We start from the raw sequence: 20,016 nt of genomic DNA, 5'->3' as shown, positions 1-20,016 counted from the left end.
CCCCAACCTTTCTTACTCTACCTCCTACATCTTATCAAAAACTTGGCTATCTGGAAAGGTTCTACTTGTTGTTTTATATAGAGAATGATACAGTTTATACTGTAAAAGGACGTGATTAAATGGAAGAACAAAGATTTTATTTTAAAGATGTGTTATTTATTGTATTAGGAAGCTGTATCTATGCCTTTGGTTTGGTTACTTTCAATATTGCCAATGATCTAGCCGAAGGTGGTGTCACGGGGATTACTTTGATTTTAAGAGCCTTATTTCATTTTAACCCAGCATATACGACATTATTAATCAATATTCCGCTCTTATTAATTGGTGGCAAAATTTTAGGCAAACGTTCCCTCTATTATACGCTAATTGGCACCGTGTCGTTATCGGTATTTTTGTGGTTTTGGCAAAAATTTCCTGTTGAAATTAATTTAGATCATGATTTATTGATTGCTGCTCTCTTAGCTGGTTTGGCCGCAGGATTCGGTAGTGGCCTTGTTTACCGCGTAGGCGGAACCACTGGTGGGACCGACGTCATTGCCCGCATTTTCGAAAAATACTTTGGGATTAGCATGGGCCGCTCGTTGTTACTTTTTGATGTTGCAGTCTTACTCCTCTCGTTGACCTATATTGATGTCAAACGAATGATGTATACTTTAATTGTGTCTTTTGTTTTCAGTCGTGTTGTTGATTCTGTACTCGATGGAGCCTATGCTGCGAAAGGAATTTTAATTGTTTCCAATCATTCCGAAGAAATCGGTCAAAGTTTAATGGCTTCTTTAGAACGTGGGGTAACATATTTAAATGGTGAAGGTGCTTATTCACAAGTGGAAAAACGGGTTCTCTACACGGTAGTCAGTCCTCGAGAAATAATGGAAGTCAAACGGATTGCTAATGAAATAGATGAAAAAGCCTTTGTGTCCATCATTAACGTACATGAAGCAATTGGCGAAGGCTTTACTTATGCAAAACCCAGCAAACAACGGCGCTTTAAATTAAAACAATAAATAAAACCCAGCATTTTCAATAAATGCTGGGTTTTATTTATTGTTGTTTCAAACGATTTAGTTCATCGGATAATTCTAAAAACGCTTCTTTGTTGCCTGTTTCTAAAGCATCATCAATTTGAGCTTTAATTAATGCCATTCGCTGCGTTTGTTCTTCTTGCTTAAAATATTGATCAATCGCTCTGGCAACTTCCTGATCCACTTGTTCATTCCATGGCGCAAACGGATTATCTTCTAAAACAGATAAATACTGGCTCGTTTGCCAAGCCTCTGGAAATACACATTCTAAATAAAGAGCTTTCCGCCAATTCATCCGAATCTCATGAAAAATTTGTTCCGGATCTGTAAATTCTTGTGCTTGGATAAAAAGCAATAACGGCTCCTTACCTAAACCATCCGCTACCACACGAATCCCCCGATCGGTTTTCTCTACGTTCTCAACAAAATGAACATTATTTAAAATCGCATCGTGCGTTAATAAGTAATTTAAAATCCACAGTACTTCTCTTCTTCCAAAAGGCACGGTATTCACTAACCAAGTTAAAAATTTTTTCTTTTCTGATAAACTAACAAACATCGTCGTTTCCTATCTTTCTTCCATATCTGCTAGCACAGATTGCATGTCGACATCACCAGGTTCATGTTCCAAATAGTGGTATAACAAGTGTTTTGCTTTTTCAAGTTCGCCTTCTTCTCGTAAGAACAATGCGTATTCTTTTAGAAATTCTGGTTCGTGAGACAATTCTTGCGCTGCTTGTTCATAATGAACTTTAGCGACGGCAAAGTCTTCTAATTCGTTGTACGCTTTTGCTAAGTTCCATTCAGCATAAGGATGATCCGTTTCCTCTAAATCATTTAAGATAGTAATTACTTCCTCAAAACGCTCTTCCGTGATGTAGAGATTACTTAAGGTCAAACGACTTTCATCTGTTTTCTCACCTAATTCCAAAGCTTTTAACAACCAGTTTTCAGCACCAGCAATATCGTGTAAGCGATAGGCATTTTCAGAGGCAAATTGGTATAACTCTACTTGGAATGGGTTTTCCGCAATTCCTTCTTCGATCACCGCTTTTGCTTCCTCTAATTGCTCTTCTTCTTGGAGCGCTTCCGCTAAATATAGATAAAGCGATTGATAATGTGGGTTTAGTGTTTTTAATTGCTGGAACAACGCAATGGCTTTTTGATTCTCATGTAACTGTAAATAAGTGAAAGCTAACTGGAATAAACGATCGTCTGTTTGTTCTTCTTTGACCGCGGCTTCCAAATAAGGAACCGCTTCTTCAAAATCACCTAACATGCTGTAACTACTTCCTAAGCGTTCATTCAAGGAAATAGCAGAGATTTGCGCTGTCCCGCTTTCTACAATGCTTTGATAATGAGTGATAGCCTCGACAAATTGACCATTTGTAAAATATAGTTCTCCCAAAGCAAATTGAATTAACGGCTCTTCTGGCATAAGATTAGCCGCTTCTTTTAATTTCGCTTCACTGACTTCTGGAATCCCTAAAACTTGGTACAAATCCGCAGTAACTAAGAGACTTTGAACATAACTGTCACTAGTTTCTGGAATTTTTTCTAAATAGATGAATGCGTCATCTATTTCATTATTTTCAATGGCGATTTCTGCTAATGGAATGTTTAAGCCATCTGCATCGGGAAATTGTTCCAACAATTGTTGGAAAATTTGTTTGGCTTCTTCTAGAAAACCTAAAGATAATAACGTTTCCCCTAAATCAGCTAAGGTATTTTCATCATCTTTCTTTAATGCTTCTTCAAACATTAACTGTGCTTCTGCTAAATTTTCAGCTTGTAATGCTTGAACCATTTTTTCACTATATGACATAATTTCCCCTCAAATCTCTTTTAAAATTTCTTGGTATCTTTCAATCGTTGTTAACAGTTGATCGGGCGTTGGCTTTAAAGTTGCTCCTAGTTGACCGATTTTTTCCAACACCATAGGAGGACCTAGTGTTTCTGTGTGAGCCAAGACTTGTTCTGCGTAATCAGCACTTAAAATTTCTTTTGGAAACGCCACCGGAAAACCTAAGCGAATAAACCAAACGATAAAATTTTTAAATTGAAAGTCAAAGTGATTGACTTGCTGGCTCCATAAAACTTGTAACAATAATCCCAATAATCGTTTCATGGGACCTGATAACAAATGGCCATTTTCGGTTGTAGCAAAGGCCGCTTCAAAAACTCGGCCAAATTGATCCACTTTTTCCCCTGCTCGTTCATAAAAGGATAACAACTCGTCTAAAATACCATTAAATGACGTTTGATTCAACCGTTTTTTATCTGGATACGTTTGGTATAGCATTTGTAAATAAGCATAATCACAGACAAGACCCGCTCGAATAAAAACGAGCAAATCAATTAAAGGAGCGGCACCTTTTTTATTGGTCAAGGTACTATCAAACAAAATTTCTTCTGAATGATTTTCTATATGCATGGTTGCATGCTGTGCTTGCTGAATTGTGACACTTGGTAAAAGTCCTTGGCGTAACGCTTGAACAGACACAGGCATCAGCCAACATTTGGAGGAACACTTACTTACTTGGTGCAAAAATGCGGTTAATTGTAGTACCCCTTCATTACCCAAACCAATCAATAAAACATCCTGATTTTCTGGCCAATCAGCTAAGAAACGTAACACACTTTCTAATTCTGATAAGTCATTGCAATGAACATCATTGCGACAAATATACCAGTTTAATCCCAACTGTTCCCCAAAGGCATAATTAATCTTCTCCGAAAAAAGATCATAGTAACGCTGATTCGCCAAAACAACGATTGACTCCGTCGTTACTGGTCGTTTTTTTAGGACAGAAGCAAATGTTTCTCCATAAATAATAGCGACCTTGTTTTCCCCTCTAGAATAGTTGTATTTCATTGATTCACCACCTTAAGACTGTTTCCTCTTCCTTCACCCCAAGTCTAGCATAACCACTAAAAAACAGCTACTGGCAACAACTTATTTTTGTCCTTCATTCATAAATCTTTCTCTTTTTATCAAAAAAGCAAGGAGCGAGTGTCGAACCGTTCCCGCTTGATTCTCGGAGCGAAGCACGTTTTTCTCACCCAAGGTTCGTTACAATTTAGCCTTTTAGCGTACTGTTTCGACCACCTCTTAAAATAACATTTTTTATGTATGATTCAAAAAAGAACCCTTGGAAACCAAGGGTTCTAATTGTCTGTCTTATTTCACTGCATCTTTCAATGCTTTACCTGGTTTGAATGCAGGTACTTTGCTTGCAGCGATTTGAATTTCTTGTCCAGTTTGTGGGTTACGTCCTTTACGAGCTGCGCGTTCGCGAACTTCAAAGTTACCAAAACCGATTAATTGAACTTTTTCACCTTTAGCAAGAGTTTCTTGAATTGTTGAAAAGACAGCGTCTACTGCTGCAGTAGCATCTTTTTTAGTTAAACCAGTTGAAGATGCAACGTTTTCGATTAATTCTGCTTTATTTGCCATGGATCATTTCACCTCCTCTATAAGAGATACGATGTTTTTACACACCTAAAGTTCCGTCTATTTTTGAGTGGTCCAAAAACAGACAGCAAATATTGATCTGGTTCAATATTCTGTTAACAAGATAGCATAAGAAAGTTGTAATAGCAAGGTTTTTAGTGTATTTTAACCAGTTTTTTCAAAAAATAATCATTTTTTCTCAAAGTTGATAAATTTATTTGAATATCTAAAAAAAGTATGGTAGAATGCACTATTTTCGGCGTCGCGGAATGATTTTAATCGGCGTGCCCTCAAACGTAAATGCTTTTCTGATTTGATTTTCTAAAAACCGGGCATAAGAAAAGTGCATTAGTTCTTCTTCGTTGACAAAAATAACAAATGTAGGTGGTTTGACTGCCACTTGTGTTGCATAAAAAATCTTCAAACGTTTTCCTTTATCAGTTGGTGTCGGATTAATTGCTACAGCATCCATTATAACGTCATTTAACAACGCTGAAGGAATCCGTAAGTTTTGATTCATACTTACTGTTTCAATTAGTTCAGGCAGTTTGTTTAAACGTTGTTTGGTTAATGCAGACACAAAAATAATGGGTGCATAATCTAAATATTGGAATTCATCACGAATTTCCGCTTCAAAATCACGCATTGTATTTGTATCTTTTTTGACTGTATCCCATTTGTTGACCACGATAATAATACCGCGACCTGCTTCATGGGCATAGCCCGCCACACGCTTGTCTTGCTCACGAATACCTTCTTCTGCATTCAAGACCATTAAAACAATGTCTGAGCGTTCAATCGCCCGCATTGCGCGCATGACGCTATATTTTTCAGTTGATTCGTATACTTTTCCACGTTTACGCATACCAGCTGTATCAATCATTAAGAACTTTTGACCTTCTTCAGATTCAAAATACGTATCGATTGCATCTCGCGTTGTTCCTTCAATATCTGAAACAATCACGCGATCTTCACCAAGAATAGCATTAATCAATGATGATTTACCGACATTTGGACGCCCGATTAAACTAAATTTAATTGTATCTTCGTCCTCTTCTTCTGAAGTGTTAGGAAAATGTTTAACTGCTTCGTCTAACACATCGCCAATGCCTAAACCATGACTACCAGAAACTGGGAAAGGATCCCCTAGTCCTAAAGCATAAAATTCATAAATATCATTACGCATTTCAGGATTGTCAACTTTATTAACAGCTAAGATCACTGGTTTATTACTACGATATAAAATTTTTGCTACTAACTCATCTGCATCAGTAATTCCTTCACGGCCACTAGCAACAAAGATAATCACATCTGCTTCATCAATCGCAATTTCTGCTTGGTGTTTGATTTGGTCCATAAATGGTTCGTCACCTAAATCAATCCCACCGGTATCAATAATACTAAATTCACGCCCTAACCATTCTCCAGTTGTATAAATACGGTCGCGTGTTACGCCAGGAGTATCTTCTACAATCGAGATACGCTCACCGGCAATGCGGTTAAAAATAGTCGATTTACCGACATTCGGTCTACCGACAATCGCAATAGTTGGATTTGCCATTTGATTCCCTCCTTGAGAATTTCAATCCTTACTAGTTTACCTAATCAAACCTTAAAGTGCAAGAAAAGTTTTAGTTTCTGCTGATTTTCTAACCAATTCAAGAAAAAATGAGTTTGACATAGCCGATCTGTTTACGGCTATGTCAAACTCATAAATTTCAAGAAAGTAACGGGTTATTCCTCTTCTTTCGCATCAGATAAAGCGTCACCTAAAATATCGCCCATGGTAAAGCCAGTATTTTCTTCAGGCAATTCATATTCCTGTTCTTCTTTTGGTTCTTCTTGAGACTCAGGTTTTGGTTCTAACGCTTTGATACTTAAAGCAATACGATGTTCCTCTGGATTAACTTCTAAAACTTTCACTTGTACTTGATCCCCTTCATGAAGGACTTCATGAGGCGTTGCAATATGCTTGTGAGAAATTTGAGAAATATGCACTAATCCTTCCACACCAGGGAAAACTTCCACAAAGGCACCGAAGCTTGTTAGGCGTTTTACTGTGCCATCTAAAACAGTCCCAGCGGCTGCTTTTGTTTCGATATCTGTCCATGGTCCAGGCAATGTTTCTTTAATGGATAAAGAAATACGTCCTTCTTCTGGATTAATTGAAAGAATTTTTACTTGAACGTCTTCGCCAACAGTTAACGCATCACTTGGTTTGCCCACATGCTGATGAGCAATTTCAGAAACATGAACTAAACCATCCACGCCACCTAAATCAATGAATGCGCCGAAATCTGTTAAACGAGCTACTTTCCCTTCAACAACGTCTCCGTCATGTAAAGAAGAAAGTAATTCTTCTTTTTTCGATTCTTTTTCAGCTTCAACAACTGCTTTATGTGAAAGAATTAAGCGGTTTTCTGAAGGTTCGATTTCAATAATTTTAAATGCTAGTGTTTGACCTTTATATTCAGAAAAATCTGCAACAAAATGATCTTCAACCATTGAGGCAGGAACAAATCCGCGAACACCAACATCAACAACCAAACCACCTTTAACAACATTTGTAACAGGTGCTTCGATTACTTTGCCCGCTTGGAAATCTTGTTCAATTTCTTCCCAAACTTTTTTAGCATCTAAACGGCGTTTTGACAGTAAATAACTGCCGTTTTCTTTATCTTTGCCAATTGATGTGATAACAACTAAATCTAACACATCACCGACTTTCACAAGTTCGTGTACATCTTCAACTGGTAAAGTCGATAATTCCTTTGCAGGAACAACGCCTTCAACGCCCGCTCCTTCAATGCCGACAACAACTTGTTTGTCTTCAATGGCTAAAACTTCGCCTTTAACAATATCGCCAACACTGACTTCTTGAACGCTGTTCATTGCATCTTCCATTGTTTCGTTGTTTGCTACTTGTTTGTCTTCAAAATCTGTCATGCCTCTTATCCTCCTATGCCAACAAAAATTCCAAAACTTAGCTATATATACTTACATAGTACGAGATTTTTGTAAAAAAATAAAGCGATTTCTTCTATTTTTCTTAAAATTCTTTAAAAAAGTTCAAAACCTTTTTGTTTAATCACATTTTGTATGGCGGCGACGACTTCTTCAATCGTCAACCCTGTTGTATCGATTTTCACAGCATCACTTGCTTGGACAAGGGGTGATACTTCTCTGGTTGAATCTAAATAATCCCGACGTTCAATCTCCGCCTTCAAAGTTTCAAAATCCGTCTCAATCCCTTTTTCTTGATTTTCTTTAAAACGACGTTCTGCACGTTCTTCAACGCTAGCCACCAAGAATATCTTTACTTCGGCCTTTGGTAGAACTGCAGTACCAATATCTCGACCATCCATGACAACTCCGCCAGCTTGACCAATTTTCTGTTGTAACGCCACCATTTCTTCTCTAACTTTTGCATGTTTTGAAACAGCTGAAACAGCATTCGTTACATCTGGCTGGCGAATCGCTTCGGTCACTTCATGACCGTCGATAAAAACACGTTGGCCATTCTCTGCTTGCTGAAAAGAAATAGTGTGGTTGACACAAAGCGCTACTAATGGTTCTTCCGCTTGAATGTCGATTTGATTTTGCAAGGCCAAATACGTAATCGCTCGGTACATGGCCCCCGTGTCACAATACACATAATTCAATTGTTTTGCTAAAATTTTTGCAACTGTACTTTTGCCTGACGAAGCTGGTCCGTCAATAGCAATACTGATTTTCCCCATGAAAAAACTCCTTAACTGATATGCATCCTTTAAAATGCGCTTCTTCTTTTATATTAAAATCAGAAGAAAAGAACTTGGATTTAAACTGATGACGAGTTTCTAACGAAAAAGCAATAAGCCGAAATCCCTCGAAAGACGCAAACCATCTTTCGGAAATTTCTGCTTATTGGCATTCTCATGTAATCATCCGTCGCGGTTTAGCCCTTGAAAGTGCTGTCCAAACCTCTTTTTCTGGATTATTTAATACGTAATGGTTGTCCTGGATAAAACACAGATGTATCAATCCCAGGATTTAACGCTAAAATTTGTTCTAATGTCATTCCGTTACGTTCGGCAACTTGACGTGCCCCTTCGCCACTTTGAACGGTATCATAAACAGGTTGTTGGTTCTGCGCTTGTTGCTGTTGTTGATTTTGAGCTTCTTGTTGTTGTTGCTGCTCTTGTTGTTGCTGTTGCTGTTGTTGTGCTTGTTGGTCCTGTTGTTGCTGTGCAGCAGCATCAGAACTTGAAGGTGTTGTATTTTCAGCTGGTTGGCTGCTTGCTGGTTCTGAGCTTTCCACTGATTTTGACGTACTTTCTTTTTTCTTCTCTTTTGATGATGATTGGACTAATGAAGAAGATGGCTGGCTATTTTTACTAGCACTTTCGTTCGGTTTCTTGTCTTGCATCATCCATAAGAAAGTCCCAATTGGAATGGCAATAATTAATAATAGCAAAATAACTAAAACAGTTAGAAATAATGAATTTCCTCGTTGCTGTTGGCGTTTTGCTAAACGAGAACCACCACCATTTTGATCAGGTTCATAAATTGATTGTTCCCATGGCTCACGAGCTTGTTTTTTCTTTTTGTCCTTTTTACTCACTGCTAATTTCCTCCTAAACTTCTCTCGCTTGTTATTATATCATAGCTTTTGCCAACTGCCGACTAAAAAAATGAATTAATCACGTTCTTTAAATAATTTTAGAAATTTAGAACGCCAATCTTCTTCATTTTGATTGCTGGTCTTGTTCGATTTTACTATTGAATCTTGGTAAATGTCAAAGAATAACGCACAATTATCACAACAAGTTTCCGGTGATTGTTTTACAATTGGTTCTTGAAAATAGGTTTGAATCAACGTTCTTCGACAGGTTGTGGTTTCAATATACGTCAGCATCCCTCTTAATTGCGCTTGACGATCTTTTTCTTTCTCCTCTAAACGATGCTCTAGCTCTTCAAAAGAATAATCCTTGGCTAAATAGCCTTGAACCCATTTTTGTTGTAACTCGGTGGCATTTTCTAACAAACCTGCTTGTTCTTCTCCTTCAATCAGCGATTTTAAGGTCGCTCGATTCGCTCTTGTCTCTTCTAAGAAAAACCGATGAATAAATTCATCCCCTTTTTTATACAATAATAGCGCCCAACTTTTTTGACCATCACGTCCAGCTCGCCCGATTTCCTGCAGGTAATTTTCTAAGCTATCAGGCAAATCAAAATGAATCACTCCACGAACATCAGGTTTGTCGATTCCCATCCCAAAAGCATTCGTTGCACAAAGAATATCGATTTGATTATCAATAAATTGTTCTTGCAAGCGACTACGTTCACTAGCCTCCAAGCCCCCATGATAATAGGCCACCTTAAAACTGGTTTTCGCCTGAATAAGTTGACTAATTTGTTCTGTTTTGTTGCGCGTGGCGCAATAGATAATGATTTTACCAGCCGTTTTAGATAAGTAATCTAGTAACACTTCTTCTTTTTCTGACGTTTCCTTCACGAACAAGCCAATATTTTTTCGATTCACTGAAGAAAGAACTTCTTGATAGCTACCATGAGAAAATAATTGTTTTATAATTGCGTGCTGTACAACGGGTGTCGCCGTGGCAGTTAACGCCAAGGTCAAAGGAAAGTCTAGCTGTTTTTGGACCAGATCTAATTTACTATATTCAGGGCGAAAATCGACGCCCCACTGATAAACACAATGGGCTTCATCCACCACAAATAATGCAATTTTTTGGCGTTGTAACACACTAAGTACTTCTTGCTGCAAAAGCATTTCTGGGCTTAAAAACAGATAATCGTATTGGAACATTTTCGCTAAAATATAACGCTTTTCTGAATATTGTAACGTACTGTTTAAGGCAACCGCACCTTTAATTCCTTGTCTTTGTAATTGACGCACCTGATCTTCCATTAACGAAAGTAAAGGAGAAACAATTACCGTTAGTCCCTCTAACTTCTGGCCCACAAATTGATAACACAATGATTTACCGGTGCCTGTTGGCAAAACAGCCAATGTATTCATACCGTCAAGTAAGTTTGTAATCACTTCTTTTTGACCAGGCTTAAACGCTGCATAACCAAATCGAGTGAATAATTCTTGTTCTAATGTCAACAACACTCACTCCTTTTCTTGCCAAATTTGTTGGATTTGATATAAGCGGAAATCTAAATAAGAAAGCGTCTCTTCTTGCGCTCGCCAATCCCGATACACCCACAACCGCGGATCTTGTTCTATTTGAGCCAATTTTTGGAGCATTGCCTCCTTTTCAAGATAAACAGACGCCTGCAGCTGCCCTTGAATAGCCAACTCTAATAGATGATCATGAATGGTACTCAGTTTTATTTTTCGCTGCTCAGCAATTTCTTGAAGTGTCTTACCTTCCGTTAACAATCGTTGAGTTTCTTGCATACTTTGGTTTAGATTTTTTTCTAGATACGGCCATACAAGCGTTTGTAAAGCAGGATAGTTTCCTCCGTACATTATCAACTGCAGTAAATGATGAACCGCTTGCGTATGCCATAAACGCTGTTCAAGAACTGTCTTATGGCTTGTTAATTGCTGAGGAACTTTGCCAGTTTGCTGATAACCAGAAAGTTGCGCAACCAAATAGTCGCTTTCTGCTTCAGGTAGTAACTCAAACCCTCGCAACAGTTCTTCTTTGATTGATTGAATGCGCTGCTCTTTCTTGTCTTGTTGTAACCATCGTTTCAAATATAGTTGCGGAATCGGTGTTGATAAAAGTGGAATATACTGTTTTTCCTCAAATGATAAATACGAAGTCACTTGCACGGCAAATTGAATGAGTTGCCAACTTTCTCGATCACTTCTGCCAAAACGATAAAGATCAATTGCAGGATAATCCAGCAACGAAAAATGGTGCTCCTTTAAAAATAGTTGCCCTTCTTTTGTTAGTTGAATCTCATTTGTCTCTTTGTGATACTGAATTTGTTTCGCCTTCGAAAGTTTTTCAAGAAATTGAAAAAAGGCTTGTTCGGAAATCGTTGGCCACCAGCCAATGAACCGTAAACAATCATATAAAAAACCATAAATCAAAACAGAGCTAGTCCGTTTGCCTTTTAAAAGATGATACAAAGTTGATGCACGTACCTTGTATCCATGAGATAATAACGCTAAAATAAAAGTTGCTTCCATAGTAAACCTCTTTTAGATAGGATGTGTCACTGTTTATGCAATCACGTTTAGTTCCTGAAAAATGTATTGCTTGTGGACTTTGTCAAGTTTATGCGCCCAATATATTTGATTATGATGATCATGGGATTGTCCTTTTTAAAGACGAGCCGCATGCTCGACAACAATTTATTCCAGAAAACGAACGCGAGAATGTGTTAAAAGCGTACCGCAAATGTCCCACGCGTGCAATAGAAATAAGCAAAAATGAGTGCTAAATAATTTAGCACTCATTTTTGCTTAGAGTATTTTTTCGAGCCAAGCAAGTGTTTGTTCATCTATCGAAACAAACTGTAATTGTCCTTCTTTTAGCGGTTCTTTGACTAAATGAATTTGATCATTTAGGCCATTGATCCATTCATAACGAAGACCATTTTCTTTTGCTTTAGAATTTTTAGCTTCTAAATAATAATTGACATGGTAATTTTCTTTACCATCCAATTGTAGTGTATTAATGGTTACTTCAAAATCTGGTGAAACATCGGTCGATTTCTTTTCACGTAATCGTTCAAGTGCTTCTATAAAAGAAGGAAATTGAGGATTATTTTCCCCACCAACGAGATATTTTTTAGCAAATTCTGTACTATCCGTATGACTTTTCACTTGTTTGGCAAATGCTTGATAAAAGGTTTCTAGCGCTTTGCGGGCATCATAGTCGCTAGCTAACGGAAAATTCAATTGTAGCGTTGGATTATCGGAGAGCGCTTCGACAAAATCATTTTCACCAATCGTTTCTTTTGATGTTTGAATTTCTTCTCCATTAATCGTCTTTTTAAGTTGAATCGTCATCCCTTTGGACCAGAACAAAGGGCCAATCGTTTTGCTTCCATTCGTTAGCGTACCAACTTTCCGATCATTAATATAAATATCTGCGTCTGGCAGATTGCTCTCCACAACAAAATTCATTCGTTTAAAATCTAAAGGAATACTAGAAATATAATTTTCCTCTTCTAATAAACGATACTCTTCTGTGATAACAGGTTCGCCGGTGCTATCTTTCACTGTGGCTGTAAAGGTATATTGTCCTGGCGCTAAGGGTCCCAATTCTTTTTGATAAGTGGTTGAGTCGGAAGTGCCCACTTCCCGCCCGTTCATTGCCAGCGTCACACCGCGCTGATTCGTCGTTAACTGAACAGAAACAGGCGTTAAAATGAATTGATAACGGTGAAAGAAAAATGCTGTTTGACTTGTTTCACGAATAGTTAAACCATGTAGCTTTTTATCCTTTAATAGCGCTTTTTCTAATTTTTTTAGCTCAGTTGAATTTTTTTGATAATAAGTGATTAAAGGCTTAATGCTTTGCGGATTCACTTGAAATTCAGACTCGTTCGTCCTCATTTTTTTACTTAATTCTTGGGCATCACCATTCTCAATCGCTTCAATAAAATGAGAAATTTGTTGTTCCTTAGAAAAATAATGCGTCCCGAGAAAATAGCTACCCGCTCCAAGAACGATGAACACAAAAAGAAACACCCAGATCCAGCTTCTTTTTGATCTGAGAGGAGTAGATTCGTTCCCTTTATTCATTGATGGTTGTGCTTGGTTTTCCTCTTGATGCATTGATTCATTCATTAGCGGAGCGCCGCATTCTTCACAAAAGGACTCCGTATCACGATTCACGTGACGACAATTTTTACACTTTTTCACTCAGGAAAACTCCTCTTTCTTTGATGATTTCTATCATACCAAGGGAAAGTTAAAATTACAATGCAGATGGTTTAGTATTTTTTAACAGAATGATGACAGATTATGACAACCTCTTTTCTTTTAGGCGTAAATTTTAAAAACCCACTGTCAAACATTGTTCAACAGCAGGTTTTTTATCATTTATTTTGTTAACGGTGTTTTTTTCTGAATAGTATGTTGTTTTTTTGATAGCCATGGCAATAACTTCGCATGTAGTACTAGAAAAACACCACTGACTAAGAGGCCTTTAATAAGGTTGAATGGCACAATACCAATCGCCACATAGCTTGCTAAAGATGTTCCTAAAAATTGTTGTGTGGTCACACCATATAATTGTAAGTAAATGGGTGTAATGACAAAATAATTCGCAATACTCATGAAAATTGTCAAGGCTAAGATCCCACTTACTAAGCCCACTATCCGATTTGTACGGATATTTTTCTTTTTACCAAAGAAATAAAAAATTGGCAAGGTGAAGATACTACTTGCTAAAAAGCTAGCGAAATCTCCCACCATATTTTGCGGTGCTAGTCCGGTTAAGAACAGGTGTAGCAACGAACGAACAAAAGCAGTAATTACTCCTGCTAACGGTCCGTACAAGAACATTCCGAGTAGAATCGGAATATCACTAAAATCGATTTTCAAAAAACTAAACGCCGGCATAATCGGAAATGCCACAAATTGTAATACTGTACCGATTGCAGCCAACATTGCAATGCTGACCATTTTTTGTACCTTGTTGTTCATCTGAAATCCTCCAATTAAGGACCCATCTTCAACGAACTTTTTGATTCGCTTCTTTGTCATACAAAAAAACCCTATTTTTCTGCAGGGAAAAATAGAGTAGGATTATCTGATGAAAAAGCGTCTCAAATAAGCCCTATCTTCTTTATCCAGACTATACTGTCGGTATTGGAATTACACCAATTCAATCGTTAAAAACGAGTCGTGGACTATAACCACCGGTCGGGAATTACACCCTGCCCCTGAAGACGAACCTTGTATTATATTTTTTTACTTACTTAGTGTAACCGATTTGAACAATGAATGCAACTAACTAAGCTTTTTTATTAAATTTCATTGATTGTTTCATTTCTCAAAAAAAACAATCCCTTCGCCATAAGCGCGAAGAGATCGAGTCATTTTATCTTATTTAGCTTGATTTAATAATTGACTGATTTCTTTTTTAGTTAAATCACGATATTGTCCTGGTCGCAAACCTTGTAAGGTCAACTCACCATAACGTTCACGTTTTAATTTTTGAACAGGGAAACCAACAGCTTGAAACATTTTCTTCACTTGATGATTACGTCCTTCATGAATCGTTAATTCCACGACACTGCTACCTGTTTTAATATCCGCTGAAAGAATTTGAAAATTGGCTGGTGCTGTGCGTTTGCCATCAATGCGAATGCCTTTGGCTAATGGCAATAGATCTCGTTTAGTTGGTACACCTTTAATTTTTGCTACGTAGACTTTATCTACTTCATGTTTAGGATGGGTTAATTTTTGTGAAAAACTTCCATCATTCGTTAAAAGTAACAACCCAGAAGTATCATAATCCAGACGACCGACTGGATAAATTCGCTCAGTAACATCTGTAAAATAATCCGTTACTACTTTACGGCCTTTATCGTCAGACACCGCAGAAATAACCCCTCTTGGTTTATAGAATAAATAATAACCATATTCTTCTTGATAAATTGGTACACCATCAACTTCAACGGTATCTTGTTTACTTACTTGTGTTCCTAATTCTTTGACCACTTGGCCGTTGACTTTTACGCGACCTTTGACAATTAATTCCTCTGCTTTGCGACGCGAAGTCACCCCAGCATGAGCAATTGCTTTTTGTAATCTTTCCATTGTTTAAGCTTCCTCGCCTTCTGTTGTTTCAGACATTGGGTTCGTTTCTTGATAACGATCAAAAAATAGATCCATTGGTAGTTCTTCTTCTAATTCATCTTCCATTTGTTGGATATCTGGTAATTCATCTAAACTTTTCAACCCAAAGTAATCCATAAAATACTTCGTTGTGCCATACAAAATTGCTCTACCAGGACCATCTACGCGGCCTTTTTCTTCTATCAACTGACGGGCAACTAACTTTTGGATAGAACCAGAAGTCTGTACGCCACGAATTTCATCAATTTCAATACGCGAAATTGGTTGCTTATAAGCAATAATGGATAATGTTTCTAGCGCCGCTTGTGATAAGGCGTTCGACATAGGCGATTGCGCATATTTTTTTAGTAATGAGGCATATTTTTTCTTAGTTGTTAAGACAAAATGATTGCCGACTTCTAAAATATTCAACGCCGATTTATTGTCAGAAGCATAATGTTCTTTCAATTTCGTTAATTCTTCATAGGTTTTTGCTGTTGACTTCTCTAATAAGTACGCAAGCTCTTCCAAGCCAATTCCTTCTTCGCCAACCACAAATAAAATTGCTTCAATTTGACTAACTAATGTCACTGTGTTTCCTCCACCTCTGTTGTATCTTCCTGCTGGGTTTCTGTATTAAATAACAAAATTTCACTATAATTATTTTCTTGTTCAGCATAAATCGCGCCCGTTTTCATTAATTCTAAAAGAGCCATGAATGTTGTCACAATTTCTTGTTTGGAATAAGAATCGAAGAAAGAATCAAACGACACTGCCTTCCCTTTCTGTACTTGACGCATACGCTCTGAAATAGCGGTGATTTTTTCTTCGATGGAAACATCGTCACTAGCAACAGTTGTTTCAACAGGCTGGCGATTTTTTTTCTTTTCTAACATGGCGTGAAAGGCTAGAAATAAATCAATTGTATTGATTTGATTAGGCGGTAGTGTTGTATCTTCCTCTTTATAATCATCCATATCCATTGGTTCTTTTGTATAATAGAGTTTACGTTCTTCTTCTTTTTCATGTAAAACAGTCGCTGCATATTTAAATTTCCGATACTCCAATAACTGAGCTACTAAAGCTTCCCGTGGGTCTTCCTCTTCAAAAAAATCTTCATCATCAATGATTTCAAGCTCTTGTTTTGGAAGCAACATCTGACTTTTAATAGCCATTAAGGTGGCAGCCATGACTAGATATTCTCCAGCGACTTCTAACTCTAAGGTTTGCATCGCATGAATATAAGACATGTATTGTTCAGTTACTGCTGTAATGGGAATGTCATAGATATCGATTTCTAATTTTTGAATTAAATGTAGTAGAAGATCCAGTGGTCCTTCAAAGACATCTAGTTTTAAATTAATTTCTTGCAAAAACGACACCTACTTTCTTTTCTCGACTTCCTAGTTTACCATAAATTTATTCGTTTGTGGGCATTCTCGCAAATTAAGCCCGAGGAAAATGTTCCTTATAAACATCTGCCATTCGTTGTTTGGTAATATGTGTATAAATTTGTGTCGTGGAGATATCTGCATGTCCTAATAATTCTTGCACGATTCTAAGGTCTGCGCCATTTTCCAACAAATGTGTCGCAAAACTATGCCGTAATGTATGCGGCGTAATATTTTTCTCTATCTGGGCTTCTCGGACAATCTGTTTTAAATTTTTCCAAATGCCCTGTCTAGATAACGGTTCGCCATGATGATTAACGAACAGGTGTGTTTCATTCGGATGGTTTTTAATCAATTGAGGTCTGGCTTCGTTCATATAGCGCTCAATCCATTGAATCGCATAATCGCCTAAAGGAATAATTCGTTCTTTGTCCCCTTTTCCGATTGTTTGCAATAAACCAATGGATAAATGCAGATCCCCTAATTTTATTTCAATTAGCTCACTAACTCGCAGGCCCGTTGCATACATCACTTCTAAAATAGCACGATTCCGCATACCTAGTGGTTTACTTGTATCAGGGGTTTCAATTAATCGAGTCACTTCGTCAACAGATAATGTACTTGGCAATTTTTGAACTTTCTTGGGGGAGTCAATATGTTGCATCGGATTATGTTCGCTTAAGCGTTCTTGACGTAAAAATTGATGAAATCCTCTCAAACTAGAAATCATCCGAATCACACTTGCTGAAGCTTGCTGTTCTTCGTGAAGGGATTGCAAAAATTCTGTAATCATGTAACGGTCAACTTCGTCCCAAGAATGCAGGCCTTGTTCTTGTAAAAAGGCTACGTATTTTTTTAAATCTCGTTCGTAACTCCGTCGTGTGTTATTTGATAAGCCCCGCTCTATTTGTAAATAGTGTAAATAATCGACTAATTGTTCTTCCATTATCCTTCCCTCATTTCTAGTACTATCCTATCAGATTATGCCCTAGATTGCATGGGTAAATTCCAACTTATTAAAAAAAATCAACTGACAACAAAAGACTTGTTCACTAAGTCGTTAACTTAAGAACAAGTCTTTTGTTGTTGCTACTATTAGTAAAGAATAAATTTGTTATTTTATATATTTATCTAGAAAAGCAGCTACTGTTTCCTTATATTTTTCTGGGTTTTTATTATAAGCTTTCGCATGCTCTGCTCCAGGCACGACATATTTTTCTTTAGGTCCTTGGGTTGCATTATAAACTTCGTCTAACATACTAAACGGCACAAACGTATCATTTTCACCATGAATAAAGAGCATTGGTAAATGATTCTTTTGTAATTGTTTAACAGCGCTTGCTTCCCCAAAGAAATAGCCAGCTCTAAGTTTCGTAATCCCGCTAGTAACATTAACTAATGGGAAACTTGGTAAATTGAAAAGCTCTTTCAATTGATATTGCAACTCCTGATTGACTGTAGAATAGCCACAATCTTCCACAATGGCTTTCACGTTATCTGGTAATTTTTCCCCGCTCGTCATCATGACTGTAGCAGCACCCATACTGACACCGTATAAAGTGATTTGTTCTTGCTGACCATTTTCGGTTAAAACTTTCTCAATCCATTGGACATAATCTTTACGATCGGGCCAGCCGAACCCAATATAATCTCCTTGACTTTTCCCGTGACCACGCGCATCTGGCGCTAACACATTGTAGCCCCAATCATGATACATTTTCGCAAAGACAGACATCGTTTCTGCCGAACCCATATAACCATGCGCCATAATAACGGTACGATTACTTTTTTTGTCGGCTGGTAAATAAATGGCCTTTAGACGTAGCCCATCTTCCGAAGTAATTGACCATTCTTGTCGATTTTTGTCATCTTTAAACCACGCGCCTTCAGGTGTCTGGACCACTTTTGACCCTGGGGTATTCTCATTTATAAAGTCTTTCTTTCCTGGAACTACTGCATAATTATAAAAATATAAGCCTGCCGCAATTAAACCAATTGCAATTACTACAATAAGCGCAATCAAAATTTTTAACCATCGATTCATCTACGTACTCCTTTTATTTAAACTGTATGATTCATTATAAGTTGTCGCCCTTTTTTTGACAACTACCATTCAAAGATTCAGCCATCTTTCTTTACCACTACAATGGGACAATTTTGTTGCGACAAAAAAAGCATAGCACAAAAATATTACCTTTTACGCTATGCTCCACTTATCTATTTATAGGAAACTAAAAATTATTTATTTTCAATAAGTTTAAAACTTGACCATGGTTTCAAAAATTCTAATAAGAAACGTTCGTCATCAGAAATACGACCAACCACATTTACACGGCCATCATTTTTCATTTCTTTTAAAGCAATTTGTGTTTCCCCTTTGTATTGTCCATAGCCAACGTTGTCAATCAAGACATCGCCTCGAACAATATCTCTCGTTGTATGAGCTGGGAAAGGACGATCTTTATAGTAAACACGTGTCATTGTTGAACGCAAAACGTAATCAGAACGATCTCCACGATAACTGTGTAAGTTATCGAACAATGCAATTCTTTCATCTTCTGTGATTTCTGGTTCTGTATCCACTTTGATCGAAGGATACGGTGCATGAAAGGCTTCTGCCATTGCTGCTAATTCTGCTTCTGAGGCATAAGCATTTCCGACAGAAATATCATCGATTAATCCTGTTAAAACTAAATGCTTAACTTGCGTTGCAATTTCTAAATCGCGGTGGTCTTCCAAAGAACATAACCCATCTTGTGTCGGCCATGGCCCAAATGTAGCATCGTGTGAGTTCACAAACGCCATCGTATTTAAATTATATTTTCTAAATTTTTCTGAACAATAAACAAAATGATCATAGCCTAAGCCTGTATAGCGATGTGGATAGAAATTATGTGAGCCTAGTAAATTTTCTGTATTTGGTGAGTAAGCCATAATATTATCTACATAACTTGTCCCTGAACTCATATTAATTTCAATTTTAATGCCATAAGGGTTTCTTGTCATATTCGCCTCTTCTTGCCCAGTAAAGCCAAGATCTAAACGAATACCGTAAGCGCCCATATCATGGAAAAATGATAAATCATCATAAGAGATGCCTAATTGTTCGAACAATGCAGGATTAATATCGACCATCACTTCCATACCTAATTGGTTGGCGTAATCTACGACTTTTTTAAACTCTGCTAATACCTTTTCCCGATCATCATTGATTTGCAATAAACTAGTAAAGACACGCTTAAAGCCGTATTTATGAGCCAAATCCAAATATGCTTTGTCCTTTTCAAATGTTGAACGTTCTGGATAAATTGAAATACCTAATTTTCCCATGTGATTGCCTCCTAAATTGTAAAACATAATAATGTATCTGCTTACATTGTAACAAAA

At 37.3% G+C, this 20,016-nt stretch carries 20 protein-coding genes and 1 riboswitch; of the genes, 2 read left to right on the top strand and 18 right to left on the bottom strand.

Going from position 1 to position 20,016, the window contains the following annotated elements:
* The first annotated feature begins 119 nt into the window (after nt 1-119).
* Nucleotides 120-1,004 carry a YitT family protein gene (locus tag AB1I62_RS07315; protein WP_002357595.1) on the top strand — a complete coding sequence of 295 codons (885 nt, stop codon included), beginning with the start codon at nt 120-122 and terminating at the stop codon, nt 1,002-1,004.
* A gap of 37 nt (nt 1,005-1,041) precedes the next feature.
* Here AB1I62_RS07315 and AB1I62_RS07310 read toward each other — a convergent pair whose 3' ends face one another.
* From AB1I62_RS07310 to AB1I62_RS07265, 10 genes are all read right to left on the bottom strand, one after another.
* Nucleotides 1,042-1,581: a ReoY family proteolytic degradation factor gene (locus AB1I62_RS07310; RefSeq protein WP_002361802.1), complete on the bottom strand. Its 540-nt coding sequence runs from the start codon at nt 1,579-1,581 to the stop codon at nt 1,042-1,044.
* 9 nt (nt 1,582-1,590) lie between these two features.
* Nucleotides 1,591-2,847 (bottom strand): tetratricopeptide repeat protein, encoded by a 1,257-nt coding sequence (locus AB1I62_RS07305; protein ID WP_048737208.1) that lies wholly within the window; start codon nt 2,845-2,847, stop codon nt 1,591-1,593.
* Between the two features lie 9 nt (nt 2,848-2,856).
* Nucleotides 2,857-3,897: a hypothetical protein gene (locus tag AB1I62_RS07300; RefSeq protein WP_129234943.1), complete on the bottom strand. Its 1,041-nt coding sequence runs from the start codon at nt 3,895-3,897 to the stop codon at nt 2,857-2,859.
* Between the two features lie 306 nt (nt 3,898-4,203).
* The gene (locus tag AB1I62_RS07295) at nt 4,204-4,479 is read right to left on the bottom strand and encodes an HU family DNA-binding protein (RefSeq protein ID WP_002357604.1); all 276 of its coding nucleotides are present in this window, start codon (nt 4,477-4,479) and stop codon (nt 4,204-4,206) included.
* Between the two features lie 247 nt (nt 4,480-4,726).
* The gene (gene der, locus AB1I62_RS07290; RefSeq protein ID WP_002360340.1) at nt 4,727-6,037 is read right to left on the bottom strand and encodes a ribosome biogenesis GTPase Der; all 1,311 of its coding nucleotides are present in this window, start codon (nt 6,035-6,037) and stop codon (nt 4,727-4,729) included.
* 173 nt (nt 6,038-6,210) lie between these two features.
* Nucleotides 6,211-7,422: a 30S ribosomal protein S1 gene (rpsA, locus tag AB1I62_RS07285; protein ID WP_002360341.1), complete on the bottom strand. Its 1,212-nt coding sequence runs from the start codon at nt 7,420-7,422 to the stop codon at nt 6,211-6,213.
* 113 nt (nt 7,423-7,535) lie between these two features.
* Nucleotides 7,536-8,216, bottom strand: a complete 681-nt coding sequence (gene cmk, locus AB1I62_RS07280; RefSeq protein ID WP_002357612.1) for a (d)CMP kinase — start codon at nt 8,214-8,216, stop codon at nt 7,536-7,538.
* A 236-nt stretch (nt 8,217-8,452) separates the two neighbouring features.
* The gene (locus AB1I62_RS07275; RefSeq protein WP_048737213.1) at nt 8,453-9,079 is read right to left on the bottom strand and encodes a LysM domain-containing protein; all 627 of its coding nucleotides are present in this window, start codon (nt 9,077-9,079) and stop codon (nt 8,453-8,455) included.
* Between the two features lie 75 nt (nt 9,080-9,154).
* Nucleotides 9,155-10,597 (bottom strand): ATP-dependent DNA helicase RecQ, encoded by a 1,443-nt coding sequence (locus AB1I62_RS07270; RefSeq protein ID WP_016618860.1) that lies wholly within the window; start codon nt 10,595-10,597, stop codon nt 9,155-9,157.
* Nucleotides 10,598-11,632, bottom strand: coding sequence for a helix-turn-helix domain-containing protein (locus AB1I62_RS07265; RefSeq protein ID WP_048737216.1), 1,035 nt, complete (start codon nt 11,630-11,632; stop codon nt 10,598-10,600). It lies immediately after the preceding gene.
* A gap of 35 nt (nt 11,633-11,667) precedes the next feature.
* On the opposite strand from AB1I62_RS07265, the gene AB1I62_RS07260 reads away from it, so the two are divergent.
* Nucleotides 11,668-11,886, top strand: a complete 219-nt coding sequence (locus AB1I62_RS07260) for a ferredoxin (RefSeq protein WP_002357617.1) — start codon at nt 11,668-11,670, stop codon at nt 11,884-11,886.
* Nucleotides 11,887-11,908: 22 nt separating this feature from the next.
* Here the strand turns inward: AB1I62_RS07260 and AB1I62_RS07255 are convergent, their stop codons facing one another.
* From AB1I62_RS07255 to AB1I62_RS07220, 8 genes are all read right to left on the bottom strand, one after another.
* The gene (locus AB1I62_RS07255) at nt 11,909-13,240 is read right to left on the bottom strand and encodes a zinc ribbon domain-containing protein (RefSeq protein WP_164978376.1); all 1,332 of its coding nucleotides are present in this window, start codon (nt 13,238-13,240) and stop codon (nt 11,909-11,911) included.
* Nucleotides 13,241-13,495: 255 nt separating this feature from the next.
* Nucleotides 13,496-14,161, bottom strand: coding sequence for an ECF transporter S component (locus AB1I62_RS07250; protein ID WP_002382314.1), 666 nt, complete (start codon nt 14,159-14,161; stop codon nt 13,496-13,498).
* Between the two features lie 71 nt (nt 14,162-14,232).
* Nucleotides 14,233-14,352: riboswitch (FMN riboswitch) on the bottom strand.
* 151 nt (nt 14,353-14,503) lie between these two features.
* Nucleotides 14,504-15,220: a pseudouridine synthase gene (locus AB1I62_RS07245; protein ID WP_002357624.1), complete on the bottom strand. Its 717-nt coding sequence runs from the start codon at nt 15,218-15,220 to the stop codon at nt 14,504-14,506.
* A 3-nt stretch (nt 15,221-15,223) separates the two neighbouring features.
* Nucleotides 15,224-15,829, bottom strand: coding sequence for an SMC-Scp complex subunit ScpB (gene scpB / locus AB1I62_RS07240; RefSeq protein WP_002357625.1), 606 nt, complete (start codon nt 15,827-15,829; stop codon nt 15,224-15,226).
* A complete protein-coding gene (locus AB1I62_RS07235) occupies nt 15,826-16,620 on the bottom strand; it encodes a segregation/condensation protein A (protein ID WP_002396363.1) in 795 nt (264 codons plus the stop codon). The genes scpB and AB1I62_RS07235 overlap by 4 nt, the downstream gene beginning before the upstream one ends.
* 64 nt (nt 16,621-16,684) lie before the next feature.
* On the bottom strand, nt 16,685-17,575 hold the full coding sequence (gene xerD / locus AB1I62_RS07230) for a site-specific tyrosine recombinase XerD (RefSeq protein ID WP_002360354.1): 891 nt from the start codon (nt 17,573-17,575) through the stop codon (nt 16,685-16,687).
* A 168-nt stretch (nt 17,576-17,743) separates the two neighbouring features.
* Nucleotides 17,744-18,673 (bottom strand): alpha/beta hydrolase, encoded by a 930-nt coding sequence (locus AB1I62_RS07225; protein WP_002357629.1) that lies wholly within the window; start codon nt 18,671-18,673, stop codon nt 17,744-17,746.
* Between the two features lie 194 nt (nt 18,674-18,867).
* Complete coding sequence (locus tag AB1I62_RS07220; protein ID WP_002357630.1) at nt 18,868-19,959, bottom strand: DUF871 domain-containing protein; 1,092 nt, start codon at nt 19,957-19,959, stop codon at nt 18,868-18,870.
* Nucleotides 19,960-20,016: the final 57 nt, after the last annotated feature.

Source organism: Enterococcus sp. AN402, assembly GCF_040719405.1.
Classification (GTDB): Bacteria; Bacillota; Bacilli; order Lactobacillales; family Enterococcaceae; genus Enterococcus; species Enterococcus faecalis.
Note: the sequence above shows the minus strand (reverse complement) of the source record. Positions and strands in the feature narration are given on the sequence as shown.